Genomic DNA, 25,204 nt, shown 5'->3' on the forward strand with positions numbered 1-25,204 from the left:
CGGACCTCGCAGATGCCCTGGATCATCCTTTTCCTCGCCGGCTTGCTGGAAATCACCTGGGCGGTCGGCCTCAAGTACACCGAAGGCTTCAGCCGCCCGCTGCCCACGGCCCTCACGGTGGTGGCGATGGTCGCCAGCGTGGTGCTGCTGGGCCTGGCCGTGCGGCACCTGCCGGTGGGCACGGCCTATGCCGTGTGGACCGGCATCGGCGCGGTCGGCACCGCGATCTGCGGCATCCTGCTGTTCGGCGATGCGGCCACCCCGGCGCGGCTGGCCTGCCTGGGGCTGGTCGTGGTCGGCATCATCGGGCTCAAGCTGGTCAGCTGAGGCCCGCACGGCGCACGCCCAGCGCGACCGCGCCGGCGAGCCACCCGGCCAGCGCGCCGGTCGCATGCGCGACCACGGCCACCGGGAAGCCCCAGCCCGCGTCGGTGCGCAACGGCGTCTGCCAGGGCGTCTCGAGCAGCAGCTTGAGTGCCACGCCCGCCAGCAGCGCCAGGCCCACCCAGCGGTGGCGGGCCGTGGCGGGCCGGCAGAGCATGTACAGGCCGGCGATCGCCGCGCCGGCGTGCAGCACGCCGGAGAGCCCGCCGTAGCTGTGCAGCGGCGCCACGTACATCAGCGGGGCATGGGTGAGCGGCCAGGCGACCAGCCACGCCAGCGCGGCGGCGCCGGGCAGGCGGGCGGCCCGGCCCAGCGCGGCCAGCAGCGCCAGGCCGGCCAGGTTGGCGCCCAGGTGCAGCGGGGTGCGGTGCACGCCGGCGGCGCTGAACCAGCGCCACACGGCCCACGGCGCGTCGGCGCGCCAGGCGAGTGACTCCGGCGGCAGGGCCAGGCCGGCCAGCGCCAGCAGGCCCAGTGCGGCGGCCAGCCCGGTCCAGGCGAGGCCGGGCTTCACGCTCCGAACACGCAGCGCCACAGCGCCAGCACGGCGGCGCGCTGCGCGGCCATCGCGTCCGGGTCGAACACGGTGCTCTGTTCGTCCAGCCGGGCCTTGTGCTGCGCGCGGCGCAGCTCGCGGTAGGCGTCGGCGGCGGCATCGCCGACCCGGTCGGGCAGCAGGCCGGCGGCCTGGGCGCGCTGCAGCAGCGCGATGTTGCCCACGTTGTCGTGCAGCTCGGGGTGGGTGGGGCCGTGCGCCAGCACCAGGTACTGCACCGCGAACTCCACGTCCATCATGCCGCCCGGGCTGTGCTTGACGTCGAAGCGTCCGTCGCGCACCGGGTGGGCGTCGCGCACCTTCTCGCGCATCGCGCGGATCTCGGTCTTCAGCGCCTCGGGGTCGCGCGGGCTGGCGATCACCATGCGCCGCACCGCCTCGAAGCGCGGCGCGATGTCGGGTGCGCCGGCGCAGAAGCGCGCCCGCGTGATGGCCTGGTGCTCCCAGGTCCAGGCGGTGTTGCTGCCGCGGCCGGCCTGGTAGGCCTCGAAGGCCTGCAGCGAGGTGACCAGCAGCCCGGAGTTGCCGTTCGGGCGCAGCGCGGTGTCGATCTCGAACAGCTCGCCGGCGCTGGTGCGCAGCGTCAGCCAGGTGATCAGCTTGCGCGCGAAGGCGGCGTAGACCTCGGGGGCGCGTTCGTCGTCGTCGTCGAACAGGAACACCACGTCCAGGTCGCTGCCGTAGCCCAGCTCCTTGCCGCCCAGCTTGCCGTAGGCGATCACCGCGAAGCGCGGCTGCTCGCGGTGGCGCTGCTTGAGGTGCTGCCAGGCCCAGCGCATCGAGCACTCGATGGTCGCGTCGACCAGCAGCGACAGGTCGTCGGCCACCTGCTCGACGGTGATGTGGCCCTCGACGTCGCGCACCAGGGTGCGGAACACCTCGGCGTGGTAGGCGCGGCGCAGCGTGTCCAGCAGGGACTCCTCGTCGGCCTGGCCGGAGCGCGCCCAGGCCTCGTGGCGCTGCTCCAGGTCACGCACGAACTCGTCCGGCTCGAAGCGGGTGTAGATCAGCCGCGGGTCGGCCAGCTCGTCGATCACGCCCGGGTGGCGCATCAGGTAGCGCATCGGCCAGCGCGCCAGCCCCAGCAGCCGCAGCAGCCGCTGGTGCACTTCCTGGCGTTCGACCAGCAGCGCGATGTAGCTCTCGCGGCGCAGCAGCGGCTCGGCCCAGTCGACGAAGCGCATCGCGGCCTCCATCGGACAGTCGCCCTGCTGCACCGCCTGCGCCGAGCGCAGGATCAGCTTGCCCAGGCGCTGCTTGGTCTCCTCGCGCAGGGCCTGCACGCGCGGGTGGTCGATCCATGGCCGCACGCGCTGCGCCAGCTCGGCCGGCAGCCGTTCCAGGAAGGTCTCGCTGTCCAGCGGCGCGGGCGGGGTGCCGCACGAGCCCTTGCAGCAGCCGTTGCCGGACGGGCGGCCGTCGTGCAGCAGCGCGTCGAACTCGGTGGCGACGAACTCGCGGACCTGGCACAGCCGGTCCAGCAGCTCGCAGGCCTCGGCGTTGCAGACGAAGCCCATGCTGCGCGCGATCCAGGCCAGGTCGCCGTCGCCGGTGGGCAGCTGGTGGGTCTGCTGGTCGTCGAGGTACTGGATGCGGTGCTCGATGCGGCGCAGGAAGATGTAGGCCTCGGCCAGCTTCTGCGCGGTCTCGGCCTGGATCACCCCGACCGCGGTCAGGCGCTCCAGCGCCCTGAGCGTCGAGCGGGTGCGGATCTCGGGGTACTGGCCGCCGCGCACCACCTGCAGCAGCTGCACGATGAACTCGATCTCGCGGATGCCGCCGCGCGAGAGCTTGACGTCGTTGGCGCGCTCGGGGCGGCCGGCGGCGCGGCGCTGCGCCTCGTCGCGGATCTTGCGGTGCAGGCTGCGCAGGCCCTCGAACACGCCGTAGTCGAGGTAGCGGCGGAACACGAAGGGCACCACCACGTCGCGCAGCTGGTTGGCGCGGCCGGACAGCACCGAGGCGCGCGGCGCGACCACGCGGCTCTTGAGCCAGGCAAAGCGCTCCCATTCGCGGCCCTGCACGAGGAAGTATTCCTCCAGCATCGCCAGGCTCACCACCGGCGGGCCGGAGTTGCCGTTGGGACGCAGCGCCAGGTCGACGCGGAACACGAAGCCGTCCTCGGTGGTGTCGCCGATCAGCGCGTAGAGGCTGCGCGCGACCTGCGAGAAGTACTCGTGCGCGCTGACGCGCCCGGTGCCGTCGGGCCGGCCCCGGGTCTGGCCGTCTTCCTCGTAGACGTAGACCAGGTCGATGTCGGAAGACACGTTGAGCTCGCGCCCGCCGAGCTTGCCCATGCCGACCACCCAGAAGTCGATGCGCTCGCCCGCTTCGTTGAGCGGCGGCCCGAAGCGCGCGTCCTGCTCGGCGCAGGCGGCAGCGAGCGCGCGGTCCAGCGTGACCTCGGCCAGCTCGGTCATCGCGCGCGCGACGTCGCTCATCGGGCAGGCCTGCTCGATGTCCAGCACCGCCAGGCGCTCCAGCGCCAGCTGGCGCGCCACGCGCAGCGCCGAGGGCAGCGGGTGGCCGCGCTCGAGCAGGGTGTCGATCAGGGCCGAGAGGCGGTCACGGTCCGGGAGCCCGGGGGGCAGCAGCGGCAGCTCGGCCCCGTAGCGGCGCCGGATGCGCTGGACGAAACGGGAGTGCTCGGCGGCGGCCGGCAGGACGGCGGAGCCCTCGGCGGGCGGTCGTTCGGTGAAACCCATGGTGCTGCTCGGGGTCTATGCTAGATTGCCCGCGTCCTGGCCGGGGCGTGCGTCGGGCAACCCCCTGGCCGTTGCCGAGTCTTCATGTCTGCGTTTCCCTCCCCGAGTCCCCTGGCGCCCGCCTGGCGCGTGCTGCGCACCGTGCTCAAGGCGGCTGCCGGCGTGGTGCTGTTCGCGTGGATGCTCATCCTGGCGGCGTGGTTGACGCTCCACTGGCTGATTCTGCCGCGAATCGACCAATGGCGTCCGCAGATCGAAAGATCGGCCTCGCAGGCAATAGGGCAGTCGGTGCGCATCGGGCAGATCCAGGTCCGGTCGCACGGCTGGATCCCGACCCTGGAACTGCGCGACGTGGTCGTCGAGGACGCGGCCGGCCGCGAGGCGTTGCGGCTGGCGCGCGTGCACGCGGCGCTGTCGGCTGCCTCGGTGCTGCACTTCGAGCTGCGCCTGCGCCAGCTGCTGCTGGAAGCGCCGACGCTGGAGGTGCGCCGCGACGCGCAGGGTCGGCTGCACGTCGCCGGGCTGGAGCTGCGCGATGACGGCGGCGGCGACGGCGCGCTCGCGGACTGGCTGTTCCGCCAGGACGAGCTGGCGGTGCTGGACGGCACGCTGCGCTGGGTCGACGAGCAGCGCCAGGCCCCGCCGCTGGCCCTGCACGACGTCGACCTGGTGCTGCGCAACGGTTCGTCGATCGGCACGCGCCGGCACGAGATCCGGCTCGACGCGACGCCGCCGCCCGGCTGGGGCGAGCGCTTCTCGCTGCGCGGCCGCTACACCCATGCGCTGCTGGGCCGGCCGGGCGACTGGCGGCACTGGAGCGGGACCACCCACGCCGACCTGCCGCACGCCGACCTGCAGACCCTGCGCCGCTACGTCGACCTGCCGTTCGAGCTGGGCGCGGGCGACGGCGCGCTGCGCCTGTGGCTGGACCTGCGCGACGGCCAGTGGCGTTCCGCCACCGCCGACCTCGCGCTGCGCGCCGTGCATGTGCGGCTGGCCCCGCAGCTGCCGCCGCTGGCGCTGGAGCAGCTGCAGGGCCGGGTGCAGGCGCGGCGCGACGGCGCCGACCACCGGGTCGAGGCGCAGGGGCTCGCCTTCCGCACCGGCGAGGGGCTGGACTGGCCGGCCGGCGACTGGAGCCTGCAATGGCGCGCCGGCGATGCCGGCGTGGCCGACGGCGAGTTCCGCGCCACGCAGCTGGACCTCGCGGTGCTGGCCCAGCTGGCGGAGCGCCTGCCGCTGGGCGACGCGCTGCGCGCGCGGCTGGCCGAACTGCAGCCTCGGGGCCGGGTGCAAGGGGTGCAGCTGCGCTGGGACGGTCCACCCGAGGCGCCCACCGGCTACCGGGCCCAGGGGCGGGTCGAGGGCCTGCACCTGGCCGCACAGCCGCGTCCGGACGACGCCGGGGAGGGCTGGATCGGCCGGCCGGGCCTGGACGGGGCGGCCATCGAGTTCAGCGCCAGCGACACCGGCGGCCAGGCGGCGCTGCGCATCGAGGCCGGGGCGTTGGCGTTTCCCGGCGTGTTCGACGAGGCGGCGATCCCGCTCGAGCGCCTCGAGGCGCGGCTGGACTGGGCCATCCGCCCCGCCGCCGGCGGTGACGGCGCGCTGCCGGCGGTCGAGCTGCACGTGCGCGAGGCGCGCTTTGCCAATGCCGACGCGGAAGGTCGGCTGCAAGCCCGTTGGCGCACCGGCCCCGCGCCGGACGGGCACCTGCCCGGCGTGCTGGACCTCCAGGGACGACTGACGCGCGCCGACGCGACGCGCACCTGGCGCTACCTGCCCGCCTCGATCCCGGCCGACGTGCGCGACTACGTGCGCCGCGCGGTGATCGAGGGCCGCTCGCGCGACGTCGAGTTCGCGGTGCAGGGCGACCTGCGCCAGTTCCCCTTCGCCGATCCGCGGCAGGGCACGTTCCGCATCGCCTCGCGGGTCGAGGACGCGCGCTTCGCCTACGCGCCGCCGGACGACGGCGAGCCGGCCGGCTGGCCGGCGTTCACCGACGTGCACGGGCTGCTGGTGTTCGAGGGCACGGCCATGCACATCCGCGACGCGCGTGCGCGGCTGTACGGCTTCCAGCTGCAGCAGGTGCACGGCGGCATCGCCGACCTGTCGCACGATCCGCAGCTGGTGCTCGACGGGCAGGGCCAGGGGCCGCTGGCGGACGCGCTGCGCTTCGTGCGCGAGACGCCGATCGACGGCTGGACCCAGCACGCGCTGGCCCAGGCCAGCGGCAGCGGCGCGGCGCACCTGAAGCTCGGCGTGCGCATCCCGCTGGACCACATGGACGCCGCGCGCGTCGACGGCGAGGTGACGCTGCAGGGCAACGAGGTGCAGATCACGCCCGACACCCCGCGCATGGCGCAGGCACGCGGCGTGGTGCGCTTCTCCGATCGCGGGTTCTCGATCCAGGGCGGCGCCGCGCGCGTGCTGGGCGGCATGGCGAGCTTCGAGGGCGGCACGCAGAAGGACGGGACCCTGCGCTTCAGCGGCCGCGGCGTCGCCACCGCCGAAGGCTTGCGCCAGGCGCGCGAGCTGGGCGTGGTGCCCTACCTGGGCGAGCACCTGCAGGGGCAGGCCGGCTACCGTGTCGGCCTGGACATCGTGCGCGGGCTGCCCGAGCTGACGATCCACAGCGACCTGGTGGGCCTGGCCATGGCGCTGCCCGCGCCACTGGCCAAGCCCGCCGAGGCCGCCTGGCCGCTGGCGGTGCGCACGATGCTGCGGCCTGCCGTCCCCGGCCAGCCGGCGCGCGACAGCATCGCGGTGCTGCTGTCCGACGTGCTGGAGCTGCGCTACGAGCGCCTGCGCCAGGACGACGGCTGGCGCGTCGTGGCCGGCGCGGTCGGGATCGGCACCCCGGCGCCGGAGCCCGCGCCCGGCGGGATCGCGCGCGTGCGCGTGCCGCGGCTGGACGTGGACGCCTGGCGCGCGGTGGCCGCCTCCTTCGAGGGCAGCCTGGACGACGCCGCGGCGGCGGGGGCGCCGGGCGGCGGCTACCTGCCCGCGATGATCGCGTTGCAGGCCGACGAGGTGCAGGTCGACCACCGGCGCATCGACCGGGTGGTGGCCGGGCTGTCGCAGGTCGACGGGCTGTGGCGGCTGACGCTCGATGCCGAGCAGCTCAGCGGCTACCTCGAATACCGGCCGCCGCGCGGCTCGCGCGGCGGGGCCGGCGGGCGCGTCTATGCGCGGCTGTCGCGCCTGTCGCTGCCGGAAAGCGCCGCCGAGGACCTCGAGACGCTGCTCGACCAGGACCCCGAGACGGTGCCGGCGCTGGACATCGTGGTCGACGACTTCCGCCTGCACGACATGCACCTCGGCCGCGTGGAGGTCGAGGCGAGCAACTGGCGCACCGGCGAGATCCGCGAATGGCGGCTGGACAAGTTCCACCTGACCAACGCCGATGCGCGGCTGGAGGCCACCGGCCACTGGCGCGGCGTGGCCGGCGACACCGGACGGCGCCGCGCGGTGATGGACTTCGAGCTGGCCGTGGCCGACAGCGGCCGGCTGCTGCAGCGCCTGCAGTTCGGCGAGGTGACGCGCGGCGGCAAGGGCCGGCTGCAAGGCCAGGTCAGCTGGCTGGGCTCGCCGCTGGCGCTGGACCTGCCGACCCTGGAAGGCAACCTCAACGTCGACATCCACCAGGGCCAGTTCCTCAAGGCCGACCCCGGCATCGCCAAGCTGGCCGGCGTGCTCAGCCTGCAGGCGCTGCCGCGGCGGCTGACGCTGGACTTCCGCGACGTGTTCCAGGAGGGCTTTGCCTTCGACGCCTTCACGGGCGACGTGAAGATCCAGAACGGCGTGGCCTACACCAACAACCTGCGCCTGCGCGGCCTGACCGCCGCGGTGCTGATGGAAGGCCGCGCCGACATCGCGCGCGAGACGCAGGACCTGCGCGTCGTCGTGGTGCCCGAGATCAACGCCGGCACCGCCTCGCTGGCCTATGCCGCGATCAACCCGGCGGTGGGGCTGGGCACCTTCCTCGCACAATGGTTCCTGCGCAAGCCGCTGATGGAGGCCGGCACGCGCGAGTTCCACGTCACCGGCCGCTGGGACGATCCCAAGGTGGAGCAGGTGCCGCACGCACCCGGGCGGGTGAGCGCGGCCGAGGCCGACGCCGGGGACGGGAGCGCGCCGCCGGCCCAGCCACAGGAGGTGCACTGATGAAGATCGCTGCCGTACAGATGGTCACGTCGTGCTCGGTGCAGGGCAACCTGGAGCGCGCCGAATCGCTGATCGCCGAGGCCGCGGCCGCCGGGGCGCGGCTGGTCGCGTTGCCGGAGAACTTCGCCTTCATGGGGCGCGCCGACCATGACAAGCTGGCCCTGGCCGAGCCGCTGGACCAGGGACCGATCCAGGGCATGCTCAGCGGCGCGGCGCGCCGGCACCGCATCTGGCTGATCGGCGGCTCGATCCCGCTGGCCACCGACGACCCGCAGCGCGTGGGCAACACCACGCTGGTCTACGGCCCGCGCGGCGAGCGCATCGCGCGCTACGACAAGATCCACCTGTTCCGCTACGACGAGGCCCTGCCCGACGGCACGTCACGCAGCTATGACGAGGGCGTGGTGCTGTGCGCGGGCGCGCAGCCGGCGGCCTTCCACGTGCGCGACGAGGACACGCCGCCCGAGACGCCGGGCTGGCGCGTCGGCCTGAGCATCTGCTACGACCTGCGCTTCCCCGAGCTGTACCGGGCGCTGATGCAGCCGCCCTGCGACCTGATCGCGGTGCCGTCGGCGTTCACCTACACCACCGGCCGCGCGCACTGGGAGCTGCTGCTGCGCGCCCGCGCGGTCGAGAACCAGTGCTACGTGATGGCCCCGGCGCAGGGCGGCGTGCACGAGAACGGCCGCCGCACCTGGGGCCACACGATGATCGTCGACCCGTGGGGCGAGGTGCTGCAGGTGCTGCCCGAAGGCGAGGGCGTGGTCTGCGCAGAGCTGGACGCGCAGCGCCTGGCGACGGTGCGCCGCACGCTGCCGGCGCTGGCGCACCGGCGCCTCGGGGCGTGATCGCGCCCGTGCGCCGTCAGCGGCGGCCCAGCAGGTAGCCGATCGCGAAGCCGGCCAGCGCGGCCAGGCCCGCCACCTTCCACGGCTCCTCGTGCACGTAGTCGTTGGTGGCGCTGGCGGTGTAGCGCACGCGCCGGGTGATGCCATGGCTGGCTTCCGCGACCGCTTCGCCGGCGCGGTGCAGCGAGGCCTGCAGGCGGTCCTTCAGGACGCGCAGCTCCGGCACCTGGGCCACCGCAGGACTGGACACCAGCTCGCTGACGTCGGCTTCCAGGTCGGCCCATTCGCGCTGCAGCAGCGCCGCGGTGTCGTCGGCCGGCGGGCGGGGATAGCGGCGCGGGGGGCGGCGCACCGTGCCTTCGGTCTGCAGCGGCTGGGAGGCTTCTTTCTGGGTGTCGGTGGGCATGGCAGGCTCCTCGTGTCGCAGGGATGGAATGGGACGCAGCAGGGTCAGGATACCGCCGCACCCGGGCATGCACCATGCCCGCCGTCAAGGATGACGGCCGCGGTGCAGCGTGGCACGCAGGGCATCGAGCGCCTGGGCGACCTGGTCGAACTCATTGGACTTGTCGAAGAAATGATGGGCCCCCAGGGCCAGGCAACGCTCGCGCACCGGCCGCGTGCTGGTGTTGGTCAGCACCATGGTCAGCGGCCGCTGCGGCGCGTGCAGCAACGCGCGCAGCACGCCGAAGCCGGTGCCTTCGCGCAGTTGCAGGTCCACCACCACGGCATCGAAACGCTGCTGCGCGAGCGCGGCGAGCGCCTGCGGCTCGCTCTCGACCTCGGCCGTGACCGCGAAGCCCTCGCAGGAGGCGACCAGGTCCAGCAGGCGCTCGCGGATCAGGGCCGAATCCTCGACCAGCAGCACGCGCAGCGGCGCCGCGGGCTGCCCTGGGGCGTCCTGCAGCGGCAGCGGTGCATCGGAGGTGAGGAGGGGCGCAGGCATCGCGGGGCTGACTCGTGAAGCAAGGCAGCCGCCGTCGTGCGGTGTCCCACGCGGGACGGGCGTTCCGGCAAGGCCTTCGCCCGGCTGCTGTGCCCAGACTATGACCGCGACAGGGTCTTGTCTGTCAGCCGAACCCCGACGAGGGCCGGGGGATTCACTGGATCAGGCCGTTCTTCACGGCGTAGTAGGTCAGTTCGGCGTTGCTGCCGAGCTTGAGCTTGTCCAGCAGGCGGCTGCGGTAGGTGCTCACGGTCTTGACGCTGATGAACAGCTCGTCGGCGATCTGCGTCACCGACATGCCGCTGGCCAGCTTGCACAGCACCTGGAACTCGCGCTCGGACAGGTCCTGGTGCGCGGGGCCGGCGCCGGGCTGGTCGAGCCGGCTGGCGACCAGGTCGGCCGCGGTGGCGCTCAGGTAGCGGCGCCCCTGCAGCACCACGCGGATCGCGCGCAGGATCTCGTCGACGTCCGAGTCCTTCTTGAGGTAACCGTTGGCGCCCGCGCGCAGCAGGTTGATCGCGTACTGCTCCTCGGGGAAGGCGCTGACGATCAGCACCGGGATGTCGCCCAGGTGGTTGCGGATCAGGCGCAGCGTGTCCACCCCGGTGCGGTCGGGCAGCGAGATGTCCAGCAGCACCAGGTCCCAGCGGCCTTCGCGCAGCAGCGCGAGGGCTTCGGCGCTGGTGGCGGCCTCGCCGGCCACGCACAGGTCGGGTTCCGCGTCGATCAGTTGCTTGAGTCCGGCGCGCACGATCTGGTGATCGTCGGCCAGCAGGATGCGTTTGCGGTCCATCACGAGGCACTCAGGAAGACACCGGGCCAGTCTGGCACGGCGACCGGCGTGGCGTCAAAGCCCGGCCACTGCCTCGTCGGGCAGGACGCGTGCCCGCAGCCCACGACGAAAAGGAAGGCCGCGCGATGCGGGGCCTTCCTCCGGGTGGCGCTCACGCGCGCTTACATCTTCTTCTTGGTGTCCTGCGAGGCGTCCTGCAGTTTTTCCCCGCCGCGCTCGACATCCTTGCCGACACCTTCGATGGTGTTGCAGGCGCCCAGCGCGAACATCGCGGCCAGGGCCGCCGACAACAGGGGGATCCAACGGTGCTTCATCACGGCGCTGCTCCTTTTATGGGTGGATTGAAAAATTGGCCGGGCCGACCCTCCCGGGGCAAACGTCGTGCCCGGCCGCGAGGGGAACCGGAAGCGGTCAGCGCCGGTTGATCAGTCCCAGCAGGAACGAGATCACCGTCAATGCGACGAAGACGAAGAACAGGATCTTCGCGATGCCGGCGGCGCCGGCGGCGATGCCCCCGAAGCCGAACAGGGCCGCCACCAGGGCGATGACGAAGAACACGGCAGCGTAGTAAAGCATGGTGGGTCTCCTCCGGGGCAGCTGCCGTGGCGGCCGCCCGATCAGTGATGGAACGAGGTGGGTGTGTCCGTATGAACCATGCTAGGCGGGCAAGACCCTGCGCGCTGTAGGCTTGCTCGGTGCCCTGGCGTCAGACGCCGCTTACACCTGAGGGCATGGCCATGGATTCCGCTTCGTCTTCCCCGACGTCCCGCTGGCAGGCCCTGGTCGCGCGCCTGAAGGCCGCGCGTCGCGAGGTCGAGGTCGCCGCTGCCCGCTCGGGCCAGGTGCCGGCGACGCTGCTGCGCCGCTTCGCGGTGCTGCGGCTGGCCGTGCCGATCACCCTGCTGCTGGGCGGTGCGCTGCTGTGGTTCAGCGAGCAGGGCTACCAGCGCCTGGAGCGCGTCTACGCCGACGTCCGGCAGGCGCGCACCTTCACGGAGGAGCTCAACAACCTGTCCTTCGTGGCCGCGCGCGTCGACGCCACCCGGGCCGAATACCTGCTTGGCCACACGCCCGAGAGCCTGCACCGCCATCGCGCCACCTTGCGCGAGGTGGTGGCGGCGCGCAGCCGGCTGGCCGCCGCGATGGCCGACGGCGCCGGCGCGCCCGGCGAGATGGCGGTGGTGTGGCGCTACATCGATGCCGAGGACGCCACGCTGCGGCGGCTCGACGCCCTGCCGGGCGGTGTCCCGACCGAGGAGGTCGATCGCCTGATGCAGCCGAACCCGGTCTCCGACGGGGCGCTGCGCGAGGCGCTGGGCCGGCTGGTCGGACGCGAGCGCGAACGCCTCGAGCGCGCCGAGCTGGCGGCCGCGGTCGAGGTGCAGCGGCAGCGCTGGTGGTCGCTGATCGCGATCGCGGCGGCGGTGCTGCTGCTGATCCTGCTGTTCCAGACCTACCGCACCGAGTTGGACGCGGAGCAGCGCATGGCGCAGCGCCTGCAGCAGGAGCGTGACCGGCTGGAACGCGCGGTGCGGCGGCGCACGCGCGAGCTGTCCGAGCTGGCCACGCACCTGCAGCACCTGGCCGAGGCGGAGAAGAGCCGCCTGGCGCGCGAGCTGCACGACGAGCTGGGCGCGATCCTGACGGCCAGCAAGATGGACGTCGGGATGCTGCTGCGCCGCGGGCTGGAGCCGCGCGAGACGGCGCTCGCGACGCTGCAACGGCTGCAGGAGATGCTCGAGCGCGGCGTGCAGGTCAAGCGCCGCGTGATCGAGGGGCTGGTGCCGACGACGCTGCGCAACCTGGGGCTGGCCGCGGCGCTCGAGGCGCTGGCCGAGGAGGTCGAGGCCAGCAGCGGCCTGGTGATCGAACGCCGCATCCCCGAAGAGCTGCCGCTCGACGACGAGCGCGGCATCGCGGCCTACCGCATCGTGCAGGAGGCGCTGACCAACGTGCAGAAGCATGCGCAGGCCACGCGGGTCGAGCTGGACGTGGCGCTCGGCGGCGAGGTGCTGCGCTTGCGCGTGCGCGACGACGGCGTGGGCATCGGCAGCAGCACGCGCTCCGAGCGCAGCCGGCTCAAAAGCCACGGCCTGCGCGGCATGAAGCACCGCGTCGATGCCTTCCACGGCCGCTTCGACCTGCGCACCGCGCCGCAGGGCGGCACCGAACTGCTCGTGGAGCTGCCACTGCACGACGTGGGCGACGACGAGGGCGAGGCGGTCGACGATCCCGCCTGAGCGCGCCTCAGCGCCGGCCGAACATCATCTGCCGCGCCAGCATCGACTTGGCCGGCCCGAGCGCCTGCAGCGCCGCCAGCCCCAGCCCGCGCGCCGCGGCCAGCCCGGGCAGCTGCCAGGTGAAGCTGCGCGCGAGGAAATCGGTGGTCGCGATGGTGGCCCAGCGGTCCGGCGCGCGCCGGCGTTCCATGCGGCGCAGCGCCGCGTCGATGCCGCTGCCTTGCGCCAGCAGCCGCACCAGCTCGAAGGCATCGCGCAGGCCGAGGTTCAGGCCCTGGCCGGCCACCGGGTGCAGCGTCTGCGCCGCGTTGCCGATGCGCACCGTGCGGCCGCGCACCAGCGTGGCCTCGGCGTTGAGCCCGAGCGCGAAGGCCTTCAGCGGCGAGATGCCGGTGATGCGGCCGATGCTCGGGTGGAACACGTGGTTGAGCACCGCGATGCGCTGGCGGTCGTCGAGCTCGCGCACCGGGTCGTCGTCGCTCGGCACGCACCACACCAGCGCCGCGCGCGGCCCCTGCGGGCCGTCGGGCAGCGGCAGCAGCGCGGCCGGCCCGTGCGAGGTGAAGCGCTCGAAGGCCGTGTCGGCGGGCAGGCCCTCGACATCCACCTGCCCGACCCAGGCGGTCTGGCGGTAGTCATGCGCGAGCGACTTGCGTGCCTGCTCGGCGAACACGCCGCCTTCGGCGACCACCGCCAGGTCGTAGCGCTCGACGATGCCGGCGTCGATCTCCACCCCCTGCTCGAGCGGCTTGAGCGCCGCAACGCGTTGCCCGAAGTGCGTGGCCAGCCGCTGCGGCTCCCGTGCCGCGGTCTCCAGCCAGGCCTGCTGCAGCGGCGCGACCAGGCTGCCGTAGCTGAGCACCGCGCCGAGCAGCGGCACGCCCTCGTCGGCGGCGTCGATCAGCACCTCGGGCTCGCGCGGCAGCAGCAGGGTGGGCTGCTGCTGCGAGACGTGCACGCGGCGGATCGGGCGGGCGCTGGCGGCCGGCCAGCAGCCCAGGCGCTGCAGCAGCTGCACGCTGCCCAGGGACAGCGCGAGCGTGCGCGGGTCCCGGCCGATGTCGGCATCGACCGGGCGGGCGTCGAACACGGCGACATGGGCGTCGGGCAGCTGCCGGCTGGCCAGCAGGGCCAGCGCGAGGCCGGCCGGACCGGCACCGACGACGGCCAGGCGCAGCGCGGAAGGGGTCGGATCGGTTCGGGTCATGACGGAAGCAAGGATAGCGGTCAGCGCTGCTTGCGGCGGTCCCGGCGGGCGGTGGTGTAGTACGCCCGCTTGGCGTCGTACATGCGCGAGTCGGCCTCGATCACGGTGGCCTCCAGCAGGTCGCCGCTGCGGCACACCGCCATGCCGATCGAGAAGCTCAGCGGCGCCCCGGGATAGAACTGGTTGTTGATCTCCACCAGGCGCAGCACGTCCTCGATCACGGCCTGGCCGCCGGCCTCGTCGGTGCCGGGCAGCAGCAGCGCGAACTCGTCGCCGCCGATGCGTGCCGCGCAGGCGTGGCGGTCCACCGCCTTGTTCAGCACCTCGCCGGCACGCCGCAGCAGCGCGTCGCCGGCGGCATGGCCGAGCTGGTCGTTGACCGGCTTGAGCCCGTTGAGGTCCAGCACCACCACGGCCACCGGGAACGGCCCCTTGCGCTGCAGGCGCGTCAGCTCGTCGGTGTAGTACGAGCGGTTGCGCAGCTTGGTCAGCGCGTCGTGCTTGCCGAGGAACTCCAGGTAGGCCTCGGCCTGCTTGCGCGCGGTGATGTCGGTCAGCGAGATCAGCACCAGGTCCCAGGTCGCCTCGTGCCCGGGCAGCACCGAGAACTGCAGCAGCACGTGCACCGGCTGGCCGTCGAGGCGGTAATTGACGGTCTCGCGCTGCTGGAACAGCTTGTGGTTCCACAGCTCGACCAGCTGCTCGGCGAAATGGGCCTGCATCTCCTCGCGCAGCACGTCGTCCAGGCGCCTGAGCAGCGTGTGCTTGTCGGGCGCGCCGAACAGCGTCAGGGTCTGCTGGTTGACGTCGATGACGCGGATCTCCTGCATGCAGCGCAGCACGAACTCCGGATGCACGTCGATGAAGGTGCGGAAGTCCATGATGCCCTGCTGCCGCACTTCCTCGAGCAGCTCGCGCACCGCGCTGAAGTCCTCGACCCACAGCGACACCGGCGAATGCTCGAACAGGCCGCGCGCGTACTGCTCGGCGTGCATGGCCTCGCGCTCGGCCTGCCGGCGCGCGGTGATGTCCTCGATGGACAGCAGCAGCCGGCTCCAGTCCTCTTCATGGCCGGGCAGGATGGTCGCGTTGATCAGCAGGTCGAGCCGGCGGCCGTCCAGCGTGTAGTTGACCGTCTCGCTGCGAAAGCCGGCCCGGCCCTCCCACAGCGCGACCAGCTCCTCGACGTGGCGGTCGAACATGTCGTCGCGGAACACCCGGTCCAGGTTCGCGACCAAGTGCTCCAGGCTGTGGGCGCGGTACAGCTCCAGCGTGCGGCGGTTGACTTTCAGCACGCGCAGGCAGCGCGAGCATTCGGCGACCCGCTCCGGGTGCTCGCGCAGCCATGCGCGCAGGTTGGTGATGCCGTCGGCACGCCAGCGCGCGAACAGGCGCTTGAGCTCGCTGTAGTCCTCGAGCCAGAGCGACACCGGCGCGAGGTCGAACATGTCGGCGTACTCCTGCGCCGTGCCGACGAGGGCGGTGGAATCCGTCAATTCACGCCTCCCGCATCAGCGCTTCGATTTCTTCGGCGCGCACCGGCACGCCGCGCGTGATCAGCTCGCAGCCGCCGGGCGTGACCACCGCATCGTCCTCGATGCGGATGCCGATGTTCCAGTAGCGCTCGGGCACGTCCTCGGCCGCTCGCACGTAGATGCCCGGCTCGATGGTCACCACCATGCCCGGCTGCAGGATGCGCGAGGGCTTCTTCACGACGCGCCCGCCCAGGCCGTCGGGCTGCTCGACGGGAGGCTCGTCGTCCTGCTGGTAGCTGCCGACGTCGTGCACGTCCATGCCCAGCCAGTGGCCGGTACCGTGCATGTAGAAGCGCCGGTAGGCGGCCGTCTCGATCACGTCGTCGACGCTGCCGTGGCGGTCGCGGTCGAGCAGGCCGGTGTCCAGCATGCCCTGCGCCAGCACGCGCACCGCCGCGTGGTGGGCGTCGCGCTGGCGCGCCCCGGGCCGGGTGGCGGCGACCGCGGCATCCTGCGCGGCCAGCACCAGGTCGTACAGCTCGCGCTGCGGGCCGGTGTAGCGCCCGTCGAGCGGGAAGGTGCGCGTGATGTCGCTCGCGTAGCCGTCCAGCTCGCAGCCGGCATCGATCAGGCACAGCTGGCCGGGGCGCAGTTCGGCGTTGCCGGCCGGGTAATGCAGGATGCAGGCGTTGGCGCCCGCGGCGACGATGCTCGGGTAGGCCGGCGCCTGTGCGCCGTGGCGGCGGAACTCGTGCAGCAGTTCGGCCTCGAGGTGGTACTCGTACCAGGGACCCGCGTCCATGCCGCGCAGCCATCGCGCGCTGGCACGCATCGCGCGCACGTGGGCGGCGGCCGAGATCTCGGCGGCGCGCCGCATCGTCGCCAGCTCGTGTTCGTCCTTGACCACGCGCATCTCGTCGAGCACGGCGCACAGGTCGCGCATCGCGCGCGGCGCCTCCTGCCCCTGGCGCTCGCGTGCCCGCACCGCGGCCAGCCAGCCTTCGACGCGCTGCTCCAGTCCCTCGTGCACGCCGAAGGGGAACCACACCGCGCGCCGGTTGGCCATGAGCTGCGGCAGGTACTCGTCGAGCAGCTCCACCGGAAAGGCTTCGTCGACGCCCAGCGCGCCGGGGGCGGCCTCGGGCCCGAGGCGCAGGCCGTCCCAGGTCTCGCGCTCCAGGTCCTTGGGCCGGCAGAACAGGGTGCTGCGCCCGCCCTCGTCGATCACCAGCCAGCTCTCGGGCTCGCCGAAACCGCTCAGGTAGAAGAAGTAGCTGTCGTGGCGGTACGGGTGGTGGGTGTCGCGGTTGCGCACGCGTTCCGGCGCGGTCGGTACCAGGGCGATGCCGCCACCTTGCTCGCGCATCGCCTCGGCCACGCGCAGGCGACGCGTCAGGTAGATCGTTCGGTCCATGAATGTCGGAGTCCCGTCTTGCCCGCAGTCTAGCGGCACGCCTGGAAGTCGGCCTTGCAGCGCCGCAAGGGCAGGCGAACCGTGGGCGCATCGCCCGTCCCGGGGCACCGTCCCGGCCGGGCATGAAAAAGCCCGGCGGCTCCGGGCGGTCGGTGGGTCGGGCGGCGTCAGTGGCCGTCGGCGGTCTGCGCGCGCTGCTGGCGCAGTTCCAGCAGGCGCTTGCGCAGCTCCTTCTCGGTCGGGTCCAGCGGCGGCGCGGCCTTGCGGGCGCGCTTGCGCTCGTTGGCCACGCGCTGGCGCAGGTCCTGGACCTGCTGCATCTGCAGCCGGATGAAGTTGGCCACGTTCTCGACCTTGCCCAGGCTGCCCGGCACCGCGGTGCGCGGCAGCCGCACGGCGCTGCCGTCGTCCAGCTGCAGGGTCAGGTAGCAGACGCCGCAGGGGCCGAAGAGCGGCTTTTCGGTCACGTGCACCTCGCTCAGCCGCGAGATCGGCACGCGCCGCGCCGAGCGGCGCCAGCCGCGCCGCCAGGTGACGAACTTCACGCTGGCGGCGACCCGCTCCCAGGTCCACAGGTCCCAGCCCAGCGCGGCTGCCCACGCCAGCACGGCCGGCAGCCACAGCCAGCCCGGCCCGAAGGCCGCGGCGGCGCAGGCGCAGGCACCGGCGGCCAGCAGGGCCAGCCACACCGGGATCAGCTGGCGCTCGCCGGGCGTCCACAGCGCACGCTCGTAGACGAAGGAGTCGATGTGTTCGCCGGACAGCGGCGCGGCCGCCAGCAGCACGGCCCGGACGATGCGCACCACCAGCTGCTCGAGCAGCACGGCGGCAGCGATGCAGGCAAGCAGGGCAAGCAGGCTCATCGGGTTTCCTCCGGGGGGAGAGGCTCGGGAGCACGCGCGGCCAGGGCCGCGTTCAGGGCGTCCAGCTGGGCCGGCGTGCCGACATTTTCCCAGCGTCCCTCATGGCGTTCGACGCGGATGCGGCGCGCGCGCATCGCGTCGCGCAGCAGCGGGCCGAGCGGGGCGCGGGTGCCGGGCGCGATGCCGGCGCACAGGTCGGCGCGCATCAGCGCGAGGTTGCTGTAGGTCCAGCGCCGGCCGTCCGGGCCGGGGCCGTCGGCCAGGCCGAAGCCGTCGGCGTCGATGCCGAAATCGCCCGCCGGGTGGAAGGGCGGGTTGGGCACCAGCCACAGCCGCGCCAGCTCGTCGCCGGCGGCAAAGCGCCGCGCGATCTGCGCATCGAAGCGGAACTCGGGCGCGTGGATGTCGCCCGAGACCACCCAGAAGCACTCGCCCAGCCAGGGCAGGGCCTTGGCGATGCCGCCGGCGGTCTCCAGGGCCTGGCCGTGGTCGCGGCCTTCCATCGAGTAGTGCAGCTTCAGCCCCCAGCGCGAGCCGTCGCCCAGCGCGGCCGGGATCTGCTCCTCCAGCCAGGCGGTGTTGACGACCACCTCGCGCACGCCGTCGCGCGCCAGCGCCTCCAGGTGCCAGACGATCAGCGGCTTGCCGCCTACCGGCAGCAGCGGCTTGGGCGTCCGGTCGGTCAGCGGGCGCATGCGTTCGCCGCGACCGGCGGCCAGGACGATGGCCTTGAGGTTGTTCGCCATGGAGCGTGGTGGTTGCGGGTTCCTGTCGGGGCCGGGCGGTTGCCCAACCCCCGCGGCCGATTATCGGCGCGCCTTTACAATCCGGGTTTCCTCTCAACCCCTATACACCCCTGTTCAACCGGCTCGAACGAGACATTTTTTGGGGGTGCCAGACAGGTTTCGCATGGCCGACACGACCCTGATGGCCAACGCAATCCGTGCGTTGGCGATGGATGCAGTTCAACAAGCCAAGTCCGGCCATCCGGGCGCGCCGATGGGCATGGCCGAGATGGCAGTGGCGCTGTGGAGCCGCCACCTGCGCCACAACCCCGCCAACCCGCACTGGATGGACCGCGACCGCTTCGTGCTGTCCAACGGGCACGGCTCCATGCTGATCTACGCCCTGCTGCACCTGACCGGCTACGACCTGCCGATCGAGGAGCTCAAGGCCTTCCGCCAGCTGCACAGCAAGACCCCGGGCCATCCCGAGGTCGGCATCACCCCGGGCGTGGAGACCACCACCGGGCCGCTGGGCCAGGGCATCACCAACGCGGTGGGCATGGCGCTGGCCGAGAAGCTGCTGGCGCAGCAGTACAACCGCCCCGGCTACGAGATCGTCAACCACCACACCTACGTGTTCCTGGGCGACGGCTGCCTGATGGAAGGCATCAGCCACGAGGCCTGCGCGCTGGCCGGTGCCTGGAAGCTCAACAAGCTGATCGCGCTGTACGACGACAACGGCATCTCCATCGATGGCCAGGTCACGCCCTGGTTCGTCGACGACACGCCCAAGCGCTTCGAGGCCTACGGCTGGAACGTGATCGGCCCCGTCGACGGCCATGACGTGCAGGCGGTCGACGACGCGATCGCCAGGGCCAAGCTGAGCACCGACCGCCCGACGCTGATCGTCTGCAAGACCAGCATCGGCAAGGGCAGCCCGAACCGTGCCAACACCGCGAAGGCGCACGGCGAGCCGCTGGGCGAGGAAGAGATCCGGCTGACCCGCGAGGCGCTGGGCTGGCCGCACGAGCCCTTCGTCGTGCCGCAGGAGGTGTACGAGGCCTGGGACGCCAAGGCGCGCGGTGCCGCGCAGGAACAGGCTTGGGCGACGCTGTTCGAAGGCTACCGTGCCGAGCACCCCGAGCTGGCCGCCGAATTCGAGCGCCGCATGAAGGGCGAGCTGCCGGCCGGCTTCGCGCAGGTGGCGGCCGACGCCGTGGCCGCCGCGCACGCCAAGGCCGAGACGGTGGCCAGCCGCAAGGCCAGCCAGCTGGCGCTGGAGGCCTACACCGCGGCGCTGCCGGAACTGCTGGGCGGCTCGGCCGACCTGACCGGCTCCAACCTGACCAACACCTCGTCGACCCCGGCGCTGCGCTTCGACGAGGCCGGCCAGCCCAACGGCGGGCGCCACATCAACTACGGCGTGCGCGAGTTCGGCATGGCCGCGATCATGAACGGCATCGCGCTGCACGGCGGCTTCATCCCCTACGGCGGCACGTTCCTGACCTTCAGCGACTACTCGCGCAACGCCATTCGCATGGCCGCGCTGATGAAGCAGCGCGTGATCCACGTGTTCACGCACGACTCGATCGGCCTGGGCGAGGACGGCCCGACGCACCAGTCGATCGAGCACGCCGCCTCGCTGCGCCTGATCCCCAACCTGGACGTCTGGCGTCCGGCCGACACCGCCGAGACCGCGGTCGCCTGGGCCTGCGCGATCGAAAGCCGCGAGCGTCCGACCGCGCTGCTGCTGAGCCGCCAGAACCTGCCCTATGCGCCCAAGGCCGGGCTGGACGACATCGCCAAGGGCGCCTACGTGCTGGCCGAGCCGAGCGAGGTGGGCCTGAAGAAGAAGGCCCAGGCGGTGATCATCGCCACCGGCTCGGAAGTGCAGCTGGCGCTGCACGCCCAGGCGCAGCTGGCGCAGGACGGCATCGCGGTGCGCGTCGTCTCGATGCCCTCGACCACCGTGTTCGACCGCCAGAGCGTCGAGTACAAGCGCTCGGTGCTGCCCGAAGGCCTGCCGCGCATCGCGGTGGAGGCAGGCGTCACCGACTTCTGGTGGAAGTACCGCGTCGAGGCCGTGGTCGGCATCGACCGGTACGGCGAGTCGGCGCCGGCGGGCGTGCTGTTCAAGCATTTCGGGTTCACTGCGGAGAACGTGGCCGACACCGTGCGCGTCGTGCTCGGCAAGTGATCGCAAGCGGTTTCATCGTTTCTCATCTACAGGAGTGACTGGTCATGACCATCAAAGTCGGTATCAACGGGTTCGGCCGCATCGGCCGCAACGTGCTGCGCAGTGCCTTCAAGAACTTTCCCGACATCGAGATCGTCGGCATCAACGACCTGCTGGACCCCGACTACCTGGCCTACATGCTGACCTATGACAGCGTGCACGGCCGCTTCGACGGCACCGTCCAGGTCGACGGCAACACGCTGATCGTCAACGGCAAGAAGATCCGCCTGACCCAGGAGAAGGATCCCGCGGGCCTGAAGTGGGACGAGGTCGGCGCCGACGTCGTGATCGAATCGACCGGCCTGTTCCTGGACAAGGAAAGCGCGGGCAAGCACCTGGCCGCCGGCGCGAAGAAGGTGATCATGTCGGCCCCCTCGAAGGACGACACCCCGATGTTCGTGTTCGGCGTCAACCACGACACCTACGCCGGCCAGGCCATCATCTCCAACGCCTCGTGCACGACCAACTGCCTGGCGCCGATCGCCAAGGTGCTGCATGACAAGTGGGGCATCAAGCGCGGCCTGATGACCACCGTGCACGCCGCCACCGCGACGCAGAAGACCGTCGACGGCCCGAGCAAGAAGGACTGGCGCGGCGGCCGCGGCATCCTCGAGAACATCATCCCGTCCTCCACCGGCGCGGCCAAGGCCGTGGGCGTGGTGATCCCGGCGCTGAACAAGAAGCTGACCGGCATGAGCTTCCGCGTGCCGACCTCCGACGTGTCGGTCGTCGACCTGACCTGCGAGCTGGAGAAGCCCGCCACCTACGAGGAAATCAAGGCCGAGATGAAGGCCCAGAGCGAAGGCGCGCTCAAGGGCGTGCTGGGCTACACCGAGGACAAGGTGGTCGCCACCGACTTCCGCGGCGATGCGCGCACCTCGATCTTCGACGCCGACGCCGGCATCCAGCTCGACCCGACCTTCGTGAAGGTCGTCAGCTGGTACGACAACGAGTGGGGCTACTCCAACAAGTGCCTGGAGATGGCCCGCGTCGTGATGAGCAAGTAACTCCAGCGTGCTTCCGGCATGCAAGGCGCCGCTGCTGCCAGCGGCGCTTTTTTTTGTTCGAGGCCCGTGCGGCCCAGGCGGCCTGCAAACCAGGCCACGCCCGGGCGGTTTTTGTGCGGCCCGGCGCGCACGGGGCCTGCCGTTTGCTGCACCATGCGCAGCGGGGCCGGCCGAGGCTCCCGCAGGCGTCGCGTTGGTATCCGTGCGCAACGAGGCGACGGGTCGGACGCGCACGGTCCCGATAATGCGATCCATGCTGGTCCTCTCACGTCGCCTGGCGGCTGCCGCCGCGTTCGCCTTCGCCTCCCTGCTGTCTTTGCCGCTGCATGCGGCCCCGCCCCAGGGGCCTGCCTACGGGCTCATCGTCAAGCTGCGCACGCCGCAAGGCCGTGAACAGGCCAAGGCCGTCGGGATCGCCGCGCCTGCGGCAGATGAGGCCGGCGCGCAACGCGAGCGCCTGAACCGCGTGCTGCAGACGCAGGCGGCGGCGCTGGCACGCATCGCGCCGGCCGGCGCGCGTATCGCCCGGCCGGTGGGGCGCGCCCACCTGGTGCAGTGGGACCAGCCGCTTGCCCCCGAGCAGGCCGAGCAGGCGGCCCGCGCGCTGGCCGCGCACGAGGACGTCGAGTGGGTCGACTACAACGTGCGCGAGCGCCGGCTCGACGTGCCCAACGATCCCGAATACCCCGGCCAATGGTGGCTGCATCCGGTCGCCTCCGGGCGCCATGGCGTGCCGGGCGTGGAAACCGCCTGGGCACAGCCCGGCAGCGCCCGCCCGGTCGTCGTCGCCGTGCTCGACACCGGTGCGCTGTTCGACCATCCCGACCTGGTCGGGACATGGATCCTGCCGGGCTACGACTTCGTGACGCAACCCGTCTTCTCGGGCGACGGCGACGGTCGCGACGCCGATGCCTCCGACCCGGGCGATGCCGTCACGCGCACTGACCGCAACGCCAACCCCGGCGCGTTCGCCGACTGCCCGATCGAGGACAGCTCCTGGCACGGCACCAAGATCGCCGGCCAGATCGCGGCGCGCACTGGCAACGGTGTCGGCATCGCCGGCGTGAACGGGCGCGTACGCATCCTGCCGGTGCGCGTGGCCGGCAAGTGCGGGGCGCTCGTCCAGGACATCGTCGACGGCATCCTGTGGGCCGCCGGCATCGAGGTCGCAGGGGTGCCGCCCAACCCGAACCCGGCCAAGGTGATCAACCTGAGCTTCGGCGGTCCCGGCCCCTGTTCGGCGTCCTACCAGGATGCGATCGACGCGATCCGCGCCAAGGGCGCGGTGCTGGTGGCCGCTGCCGGCAACGAGGGTGGCCAGGTCAGCCGGCCGGCCAACTGCAAGGGCGTGGTCGGGGTCGGTGCGCTGAACCGCAACGGCTTCAAGGCCACCTATTCCAATTTCGGTCCGGAGATCACGATCTCGACCGTGGGCGGCGACCCGACCGGCCTGGGCGCCTGCGGCCGCCTGCTGGGCGACCCGGGGCTGCTGACCTCCGCCAACGCCGGCACCGGCGCGCCGGGCGCCCATGTCTACGACGAAGTCGCCGGCACCAGCTTCGCGGCGCCCGTGGTCGCCGGGGTGATCTCGCTGATGCAGTCCGCGGCGTCGGCCGACCTCAGCCCCGACCAGATCGTCGAAGGCCTGAAGCGCTCGGCACGTCCGCACGTGCGATCCGACGACCTCGGCACCTGCTCGTCCACCAACGTCGGCCGTTGCCAGTGCACCACCGGCACCTGTGGTGCCGGCATCCTGGATGCGGAGCAGGCGGTGCGCTACGCCCTCGATCCGGGCAGCTACACGCCGCCGTCGCGCCAGGTGGTGCGGGTGGACAACGCCGACACGGCGGCCTGCCGCGAGCTGACCCGCCACGACGGCGGCTCGGGCGACGAGGACGACGGTGGCGGGGGCGGTGGCGCGCTCGGCTGTGGCTGGCTGGCGGCCCTGGGCCTGGCGGTCATCGCGACCGCGGGGGCGCGTCCGCGGCGCCGGCAGCCGGCCTGAAGGCGCCTGGCGTGCAGGCCGGCCCGCGCCGGTCAGGGCGTGGCCGGGACGATGGCGGACGGGCTGGCCGGTGGCCCCAGGCGGATCGCGTCCGGGCGCACCTGCTGCTGCAGGCGCTCGGGCTCGCGTTCGTGCGGCGGCACCGAGACGATGCCGGCGAGGTGGCCTTGCGACCACGCGTAGTAGCCGATGTTGGCCAACAGCAGCACCAGAACCAGCAGCCTCAGCATGGCCTCACGCTCACTTCCCCGCTCTCTATCCTGCGCGTCCCGGCCGGAGTATGCACGAGCAGCGCGCCTTCCTCGTCGACCCCGGCGGCCGTGCCTTCCGGCGCATCGGGCTGGGTGGTGTGCACCGCCCGGCCGCGCAGCAGGTCGCGTGCCGCGTAGCGCGCCGCGAACGGCCTGAACCCCTCGCGCTCGAAGGCCTGCAGCGCCTGCCACAGCGGCAGCGCGATGCGCCCCAGCGCCGCCGGGGCGCTCAGCTGGCCGTCCAGCTCGCGCAGTGCCGCCGCCGCGTTGCGTGCGTCGGCGGTCTCGGGGGCGCGGGCCACGTTCAGGCCGATGCCGATCACCGCGAAGCGCCCGCCGCCTGGCAGCGGCACGGTCTCGATCAGGATGCCGCCCAGCTTGCGGCCGTGGCCGTGGTCGTCGAGCAGCCACAGGTCGTTGGGCCACTTGAGCTTGACCTGCTCGTGCAGCGCCTCGGCCACCGCGACACCGACCGCCAGCGACAGGCCCGACCACGAGGCCGGCGCGTAGGGCAGGCCGAGCGAGAAGGTCAGCGAATCGCCCGGCAGCGACTGCCAGCTGCGTCCCTGCCGGCCGCGCCCGGCGCTCTGGTGTTCGGCCACCAGCAGGCAGGGGGCGGTGTCGCCGCGGCGCGCGCGCTCGAGCAGCTCGGTGTTGGTCGAGCCGGTTTGCGCGACCACCTCGACGCTGAGCGCGGGCGCGAGCGGGGACAGCTGCTCCCACAGCTGCTCGGCGGGCCAGTGCAGGCAGGTCATGGCGGGGCTCGCGGCGTGCTCAGCGCTTGGGCGCGAGCATGGTGCCGCGGCACTTCGGGCTGCCGCAGCGGCAGGCGTACTGCTTCTTCAGCTTGGGCGTGTAGCGCTCGTCGATGATCAGCCCGTAGTCGTAGAACAGCTCCTCGCCCGGCTGGATGTCGCGCAGCGCCTTGATGAACACCCGCCCGTCCACCTCGTCGGCCTCGCAGTTCGGGTCGCAGGCGTGGTTGATCCAGCGCGCCGCGTTGCCGCCGTACTTCGCGTCGATGACGTGCTGGTCGTCGATGTGGAAGTAGAAGGTGTGGTGCGGGTCGTCGGGGTCGTGCGGGTGGCGGCGCAGCGCCTCGTCCCAGGTGATGACCTCGCCCTTGTACTCGATGATGGTCTCGCCGGCGGCGATCGGCGCGACCGCGAACACGCCCTTGCCATGCACGCCGGAGCGCCGCACCTGGATGCGCCGCCCGGCACGGGCCGGGCGCGACGCCGGCCGGGCCGGGGCGGTGGCCGCACGGGTGCGGCGGTTGCGGGTGGAGGACGACCGTGCTTGCGTCATGGAGGACTTTGGGTACATTGAAACTGAGCGCGCACACGTGTGTGCGTGCGCGTACGCGCGCGTGGAGCCGGCAT

At 72.4% G+C, this 25,204-nt stretch carries 22 protein-coding genes; 7 read left to right on the plus strand and 15 right to left on the minus strand.

The genetic code is table 11. The annotated features are described in order from the left end of the window. Window positions 1-12 precede the first annotated feature (12 nt). Window positions 13-327: a quaternary ammonium compound efflux SMR transporter SugE gene (gene sugE / locus IS481_RS01870; protein ID WP_104357668.1), complete on the plus strand. Its 315-nt coding sequence runs from the start codon at window positions 13-15 to the stop codon at window positions 325-327. On the opposite strand, the gene IS481_RS01875 is transcribed toward sugE, so the two are convergent. Together IS481_RS01875 and glnE are read right to left on the minus strand one after the other, a co-directional pair. Beyond that, the gene (locus IS481_RS01875; RefSeq protein ID WP_104357667.1) at window positions 320-898 is read right to left on the minus strand and encodes a rhomboid family intramembrane serine protease; all 579 of its coding nucleotides are present in this window, start codon (window positions 896-898) and stop codon (window positions 320-322) included. The two genes, sugE and IS481_RS01875, sit on opposite strands and share 8 nt — an antisense overlap. Further along, window positions 895-3,645, minus strand: coding sequence for a bifunctional [glutamate--ammonia ligase]-adenylyl-L-tyrosine phosphorylase/[glutamate--ammonia-ligase] adenylyltransferase (gene glnE, locus IS481_RS01880; RefSeq protein WP_104357666.1), 2,751 nt, complete (start codon window positions 3,643-3,645; stop codon window positions 895-897). The genes IS481_RS01875 and glnE overlap by 4 nt, the downstream gene beginning before the upstream one ends. An 84-nt stretch (window positions 3,646-3,729) precedes the next feature. Between glnE and IS481_RS01885 the strand changes: the two genes are divergently transcribed. After that, on the plus strand, window positions 3,730-7,812 hold the full coding sequence (locus IS481_RS01885; protein ID WP_104357665.1) for a YhdP family protein: 4,083 nt from the start codon (window positions 3,730-3,732) through the stop codon (window positions 7,810-7,812). Then, entirely contained in the window at window positions 7,812-8,660 is an 849-nt protein-coding gene (locus tag IS481_RS01890) for a carbon-nitrogen hydrolase family protein (RefSeq protein ID WP_104357664.1), read from the plus strand. The genes IS481_RS01885 and IS481_RS01890 overlap by 1 nt, the downstream gene beginning before the upstream one ends. A 16-nt stretch (window positions 8,661-8,676) precedes the next feature. On the opposite strand, the gene IS481_RS01895 is transcribed toward IS481_RS01890, so the two are convergent. The 5 genes from IS481_RS01895 to IS481_RS01915 all read right to left on the minus strand — a co-directional run bounded on the left by IS481_RS01895 (window position 8,677) and on the right by IS481_RS01915 (window position 10,975). Beyond that, a complete protein-coding gene (locus tag IS481_RS01895) occupies window positions 8,677-9,066 on the minus strand; it encodes an ElaB/YgaM/YqjD family protein (protein WP_165908735.1) in 390 nt (129 codons plus the stop codon). Window positions 9,067-9,150: 84 nt separating this feature from the next. Further along, window positions 9,151-9,606, minus strand: a complete 456-nt coding sequence (locus IS481_RS01900) for a response regulator (RefSeq protein WP_194963330.1) — start codon at window positions 9,604-9,606, stop codon at window positions 9,151-9,153. Window positions 9,607-9,760: 154 nt separating this feature from the next. Continuing rightward, entirely contained in the window at window positions 9,761-10,399 is a 639-nt protein-coding gene (locus IS481_RS01905) for a response regulator (protein ID WP_104357662.1), read from the minus strand. A gap of 161 nt (window positions 10,400-10,560) precedes the next feature. After that, window positions 10,561-10,713: an entericidin A/B family lipoprotein gene (locus tag IS481_RS01910; RefSeq protein WP_104357661.1), complete on the minus strand. Its 153-nt coding sequence runs from the start codon at window positions 10,711-10,713 to the stop codon at window positions 10,561-10,563. 97 nt (window positions 10,714-10,810) lie between these two features. Beyond that, window positions 10,811-10,975 (minus strand): DUF1328 domain-containing protein, encoded by a 165-nt coding sequence (locus IS481_RS01915; protein WP_104357660.1) that lies wholly within the window; start codon window positions 10,973-10,975, stop codon window positions 10,811-10,813. A gap of 161 nt (window positions 10,976-11,136) precedes the next feature. Between IS481_RS01915 and IS481_RS01920 the strand changes: the two genes are divergently transcribed. Further along, the gene (locus IS481_RS01920; protein ID WP_170067466.1) at window positions 11,137-12,639 is read left to right on the plus strand and encodes a sensor histidine kinase; all 1,503 of its coding nucleotides are present in this window, start codon (window positions 11,137-11,139) and stop codon (window positions 12,637-12,639) included. A 7-nt stretch (window positions 12,640-12,646) separates the two neighbouring features. Here the strand turns inward: IS481_RS01920 and IS481_RS01925 are convergent, their stop codons facing one another. The 5 genes from IS481_RS01925 to murU form a co-directional block, all read right to left on the minus strand. Next, window positions 12,647-13,846, minus strand: coding sequence for an FAD-dependent monooxygenase (locus IS481_RS01925; protein ID WP_104357658.1), 1,200 nt, complete (start codon window positions 13,844-13,846; stop codon window positions 12,647-12,649). A 20-nt stretch (window positions 13,847-13,866) separates the two neighbouring features. After that, window positions 13,867-15,294, minus strand: coding sequence for a GGDEF domain-containing protein (locus IS481_RS01930; protein WP_104357770.1), 1,428 nt, complete (start codon window positions 15,292-15,294; stop codon window positions 13,867-13,869). Window positions 15,295-15,343: 49 nt separating this feature from the next. After that, entirely contained in the window at window positions 15,344-16,735 is a 1,392-nt protein-coding gene (locus IS481_RS01935) for an aminopeptidase P N-terminal domain-containing protein (RefSeq protein ID WP_104357657.1), read from the minus strand. Between the two features lie 167 nt (window positions 16,736-16,902). Beyond that, entirely contained in the window at window positions 16,903-17,598 is a 696-nt protein-coding gene (locus tag IS481_RS01940; protein ID WP_104357656.1) for a PH domain-containing protein, read from the minus strand. After that, window positions 17,595-18,344: an N-acetylmuramate alpha-1-phosphate uridylyltransferase MurU gene (murU, locus tag IS481_RS01945; protein ID WP_104357655.1), complete on the minus strand. Its 750-nt coding sequence runs from the start codon at window positions 18,342-18,344 to the stop codon at window positions 17,595-17,597. Before murU ends, IS481_RS01940 begins: the two co-directional genes overlap by 4 nt. A 163-nt stretch (window positions 18,345-18,507) precedes the next feature. On the opposite strand from murU, the gene tkt reads away from it, so the two are divergent. The 3 genes from tkt to IS481_RS01960 all read left to right on the plus strand — a co-directional run bounded on the left by tkt (window position 18,508) and on the right by IS481_RS01960 (window position 23,571). Continuing rightward, a complete protein-coding gene (tkt, locus tag IS481_RS01950) occupies window positions 18,508-20,520 on the plus strand; it encodes a transketolase (RefSeq protein WP_104357654.1) in 2,013 nt (670 codons plus the stop codon). Window positions 20,521-20,564: 44 nt separating this feature from the next. Beyond that, on the plus strand, window positions 20,565-21,566 hold the full coding sequence (gap, locus tag IS481_RS01955; RefSeq protein ID WP_104357653.1) for a type I glyceraldehyde-3-phosphate dehydrogenase: 1,002 nt from the start codon (window positions 20,565-20,567) through the stop codon (window positions 21,564-21,566). A 253-nt stretch (window positions 21,567-21,819) separates the two neighbouring features. Beyond that, window positions 21,820-23,571, plus strand: coding sequence for a S8 family peptidase (locus IS481_RS01960; protein WP_170067465.1), 1,752 nt, complete (start codon window positions 21,820-21,822; stop codon window positions 23,569-23,571). A gap of 32 nt (window positions 23,572-23,603) precedes the next feature. Here the strand turns inward: IS481_RS01960 and IS481_RS01965 are convergent, their stop codons facing one another. From IS481_RS01965 to IS481_RS01975, 3 genes are read right to left on the minus strand one after another with little or no spacing between them, the layout of a single operon-like run. Next, a complete protein-coding gene (locus tag IS481_RS01965) occupies window positions 23,604-23,801 on the minus strand; it encodes a hypothetical protein (RefSeq protein ID WP_104357651.1) in 198 nt (65 codons plus the stop codon). Further along, on the minus strand, window positions 23,795-24,577 hold the full coding sequence (locus tag IS481_RS01970) for a biotin--[acetyl-CoA-carboxylase] ligase (RefSeq protein WP_104357650.1): 783 nt from the start codon (window positions 24,575-24,577) through the stop codon (window positions 23,795-23,797). Before IS481_RS01970 ends, IS481_RS01965 begins: the two co-directional genes overlap by 7 nt. 19 nt (window positions 24,578-24,596) lie before the next feature. Beyond that, a complete protein-coding gene (locus IS481_RS01975; protein ID WP_104357649.1) occupies window positions 24,597-25,130 on the minus strand; it encodes an SET domain-containing protein in 534 nt (177 codons plus the stop codon). Between the last annotated feature and the right edge of the window lie 74 nt (window positions 25,131-25,204).

This window comes from Caldimonas thermodepolymerans, from assembly GCF_015476235.1.
Classification (GTDB): domain Bacteria; phylum Pseudomonadota; class Gammaproteobacteria; order Burkholderiales; family Burkholderiaceae_C; genus Caldimonas; species Caldimonas thermodepolymerans.

What these genes read in the sequence shown, in the direction of transcription:
- sugE (WP_104357668.1), top strand. Translation starts at nt 13, where the DNA reads ATGCCCTGGATCATCCTTTTCCTCGCCGGCTTGCTGGAAATCACCTGG.
- glnE (WP_104357666.1), bottom strand. Translation starts at nt 3,645, where the DNA reads ATGGGTTTCACCGAACGACCGCCCGCCGAGGGCTCCGCCGTCCTGCCG.
- IS481_RS01885 (WP_104357665.1), top strand. Translation starts at nt 3,730, where the DNA reads ATGTCTGCGTTTCCCTCCCCGAGTCCCCTGGCGCCCGCCTGGCGCGTG.
- IS481_RS01890 (WP_104357664.1), top strand. Translation starts at nt 7,812, where the DNA reads ATGAAGATCGCTGCCGTACAGATGGTCACGTCGTGCTCGGTGCAGGGC.
- IS481_RS01895 (WP_165908735.1), bottom strand. Translation starts at nt 9,066, where the DNA reads ATGCCCACCGACACCCAGAAAGAAGCCTCCCAGCCGCTGCAGACCGAA.
- IS481_RS01900 (WP_194963330.1), bottom strand. Translation starts at nt 9,606, where the DNA reads ATGCCTGCGCCCCTCCTCACCTCCGATGCACCGCTGCCGCTGCAGGAC.
- IS481_RS01905 (WP_104357662.1), bottom strand. Translation starts at nt 10,399, where the DNA reads ATGGACCGCAAACGCATCCTGCTGGCCGACGATCACCAGATCGTGCGC.
- IS481_RS01910 (WP_104357661.1), bottom strand. Translation starts at nt 10,713, where the DNA reads ATGAAGCACCGTTGGATCCCCCTGTTGTCGGCGGCCCTGGCCGCGATG.
- IS481_RS01915 (WP_104357660.1), bottom strand. Translation starts at nt 10,975, where the DNA reads ATGCTTTACTACGCTGCCGTGTTCTTCGTCATCGCCCTGGTGGCGGCC.
- IS481_RS01920 (WP_170067466.1), top strand. Translation starts at nt 11,137, where the DNA reads ATGGATTCCGCTTCGTCTTCCCCGACGTCCCGCTGGCAGGCCCTGGTC.
- IS481_RS01925 (WP_104357658.1), bottom strand. Translation starts at nt 13,846, where the DNA reads ATGACCCGAACCGATCCGACCCCTTCCGCGCTGCGCCTGGCCGTCGTC.
- IS481_RS01930 (WP_104357770.1), bottom strand. Translation starts at nt 15,294, where the DNA reads ATGTTCGACCTCGCGCCGGTGTCGCTCTGGCTCGAGGACTACAGCGAG.
- IS481_RS01935 (WP_104357657.1), bottom strand. Translation starts at nt 16,735, where the DNA reads ATGGACCGAACGATCTACCTGACGCGTCGCCTGCGCGTGGCCGAGGCG.
- IS481_RS01940 (WP_104357656.1), bottom strand. Translation starts at nt 17,598, where the DNA reads ATGAGCCTGCTTGCCCTGCTTGCCTGCATCGCTGCCGCCGTGCTGCTC.
- murU (WP_104357655.1), bottom strand. Translation starts at nt 18,344, where the DNA reads ATGGCGAACAACCTCAAGGCCATCGTCCTGGCCGCCGGTCGCGGCGAA.
- tkt (WP_104357654.1), top strand. Translation starts at nt 18,508, where the DNA reads ATGGCCGACACGACCCTGATGGCCAACGCAATCCGTGCGTTGGCGATG.
- gap (WP_104357653.1), top strand. Translation starts at nt 20,565, where the DNA reads ATGACCATCAAAGTCGGTATCAACGGGTTCGGCCGCATCGGCCGCAAC.
- IS481_RS01960 (WP_170067465.1), top strand. Translation starts at nt 21,820, where the DNA reads ATGCTGGTCCTCTCACGTCGCCTGGCGGCTGCCGCCGCGTTCGCCTTC.
- IS481_RS01965 (WP_104357651.1), bottom strand. Translation starts at nt 23,801, where the DNA reads ATGCTGAGGCTGCTGGTTCTGGTGCTGCTGTTGGCCAACATCGGCTAC.
- IS481_RS01970 (WP_104357650.1), bottom strand. Translation starts at nt 24,577, where the DNA reads ATGACCTGCCTGCACTGGCCCGCCGAGCAGCTGTGGGAGCAGCTGTCC.
- IS481_RS01975 (WP_104357649.1), bottom strand. Translation starts at nt 25,130, where the DNA reads ATGACGCAAGCACGGTCGTCCTCCACCCGCAACCGCCGCACCCGTGCG.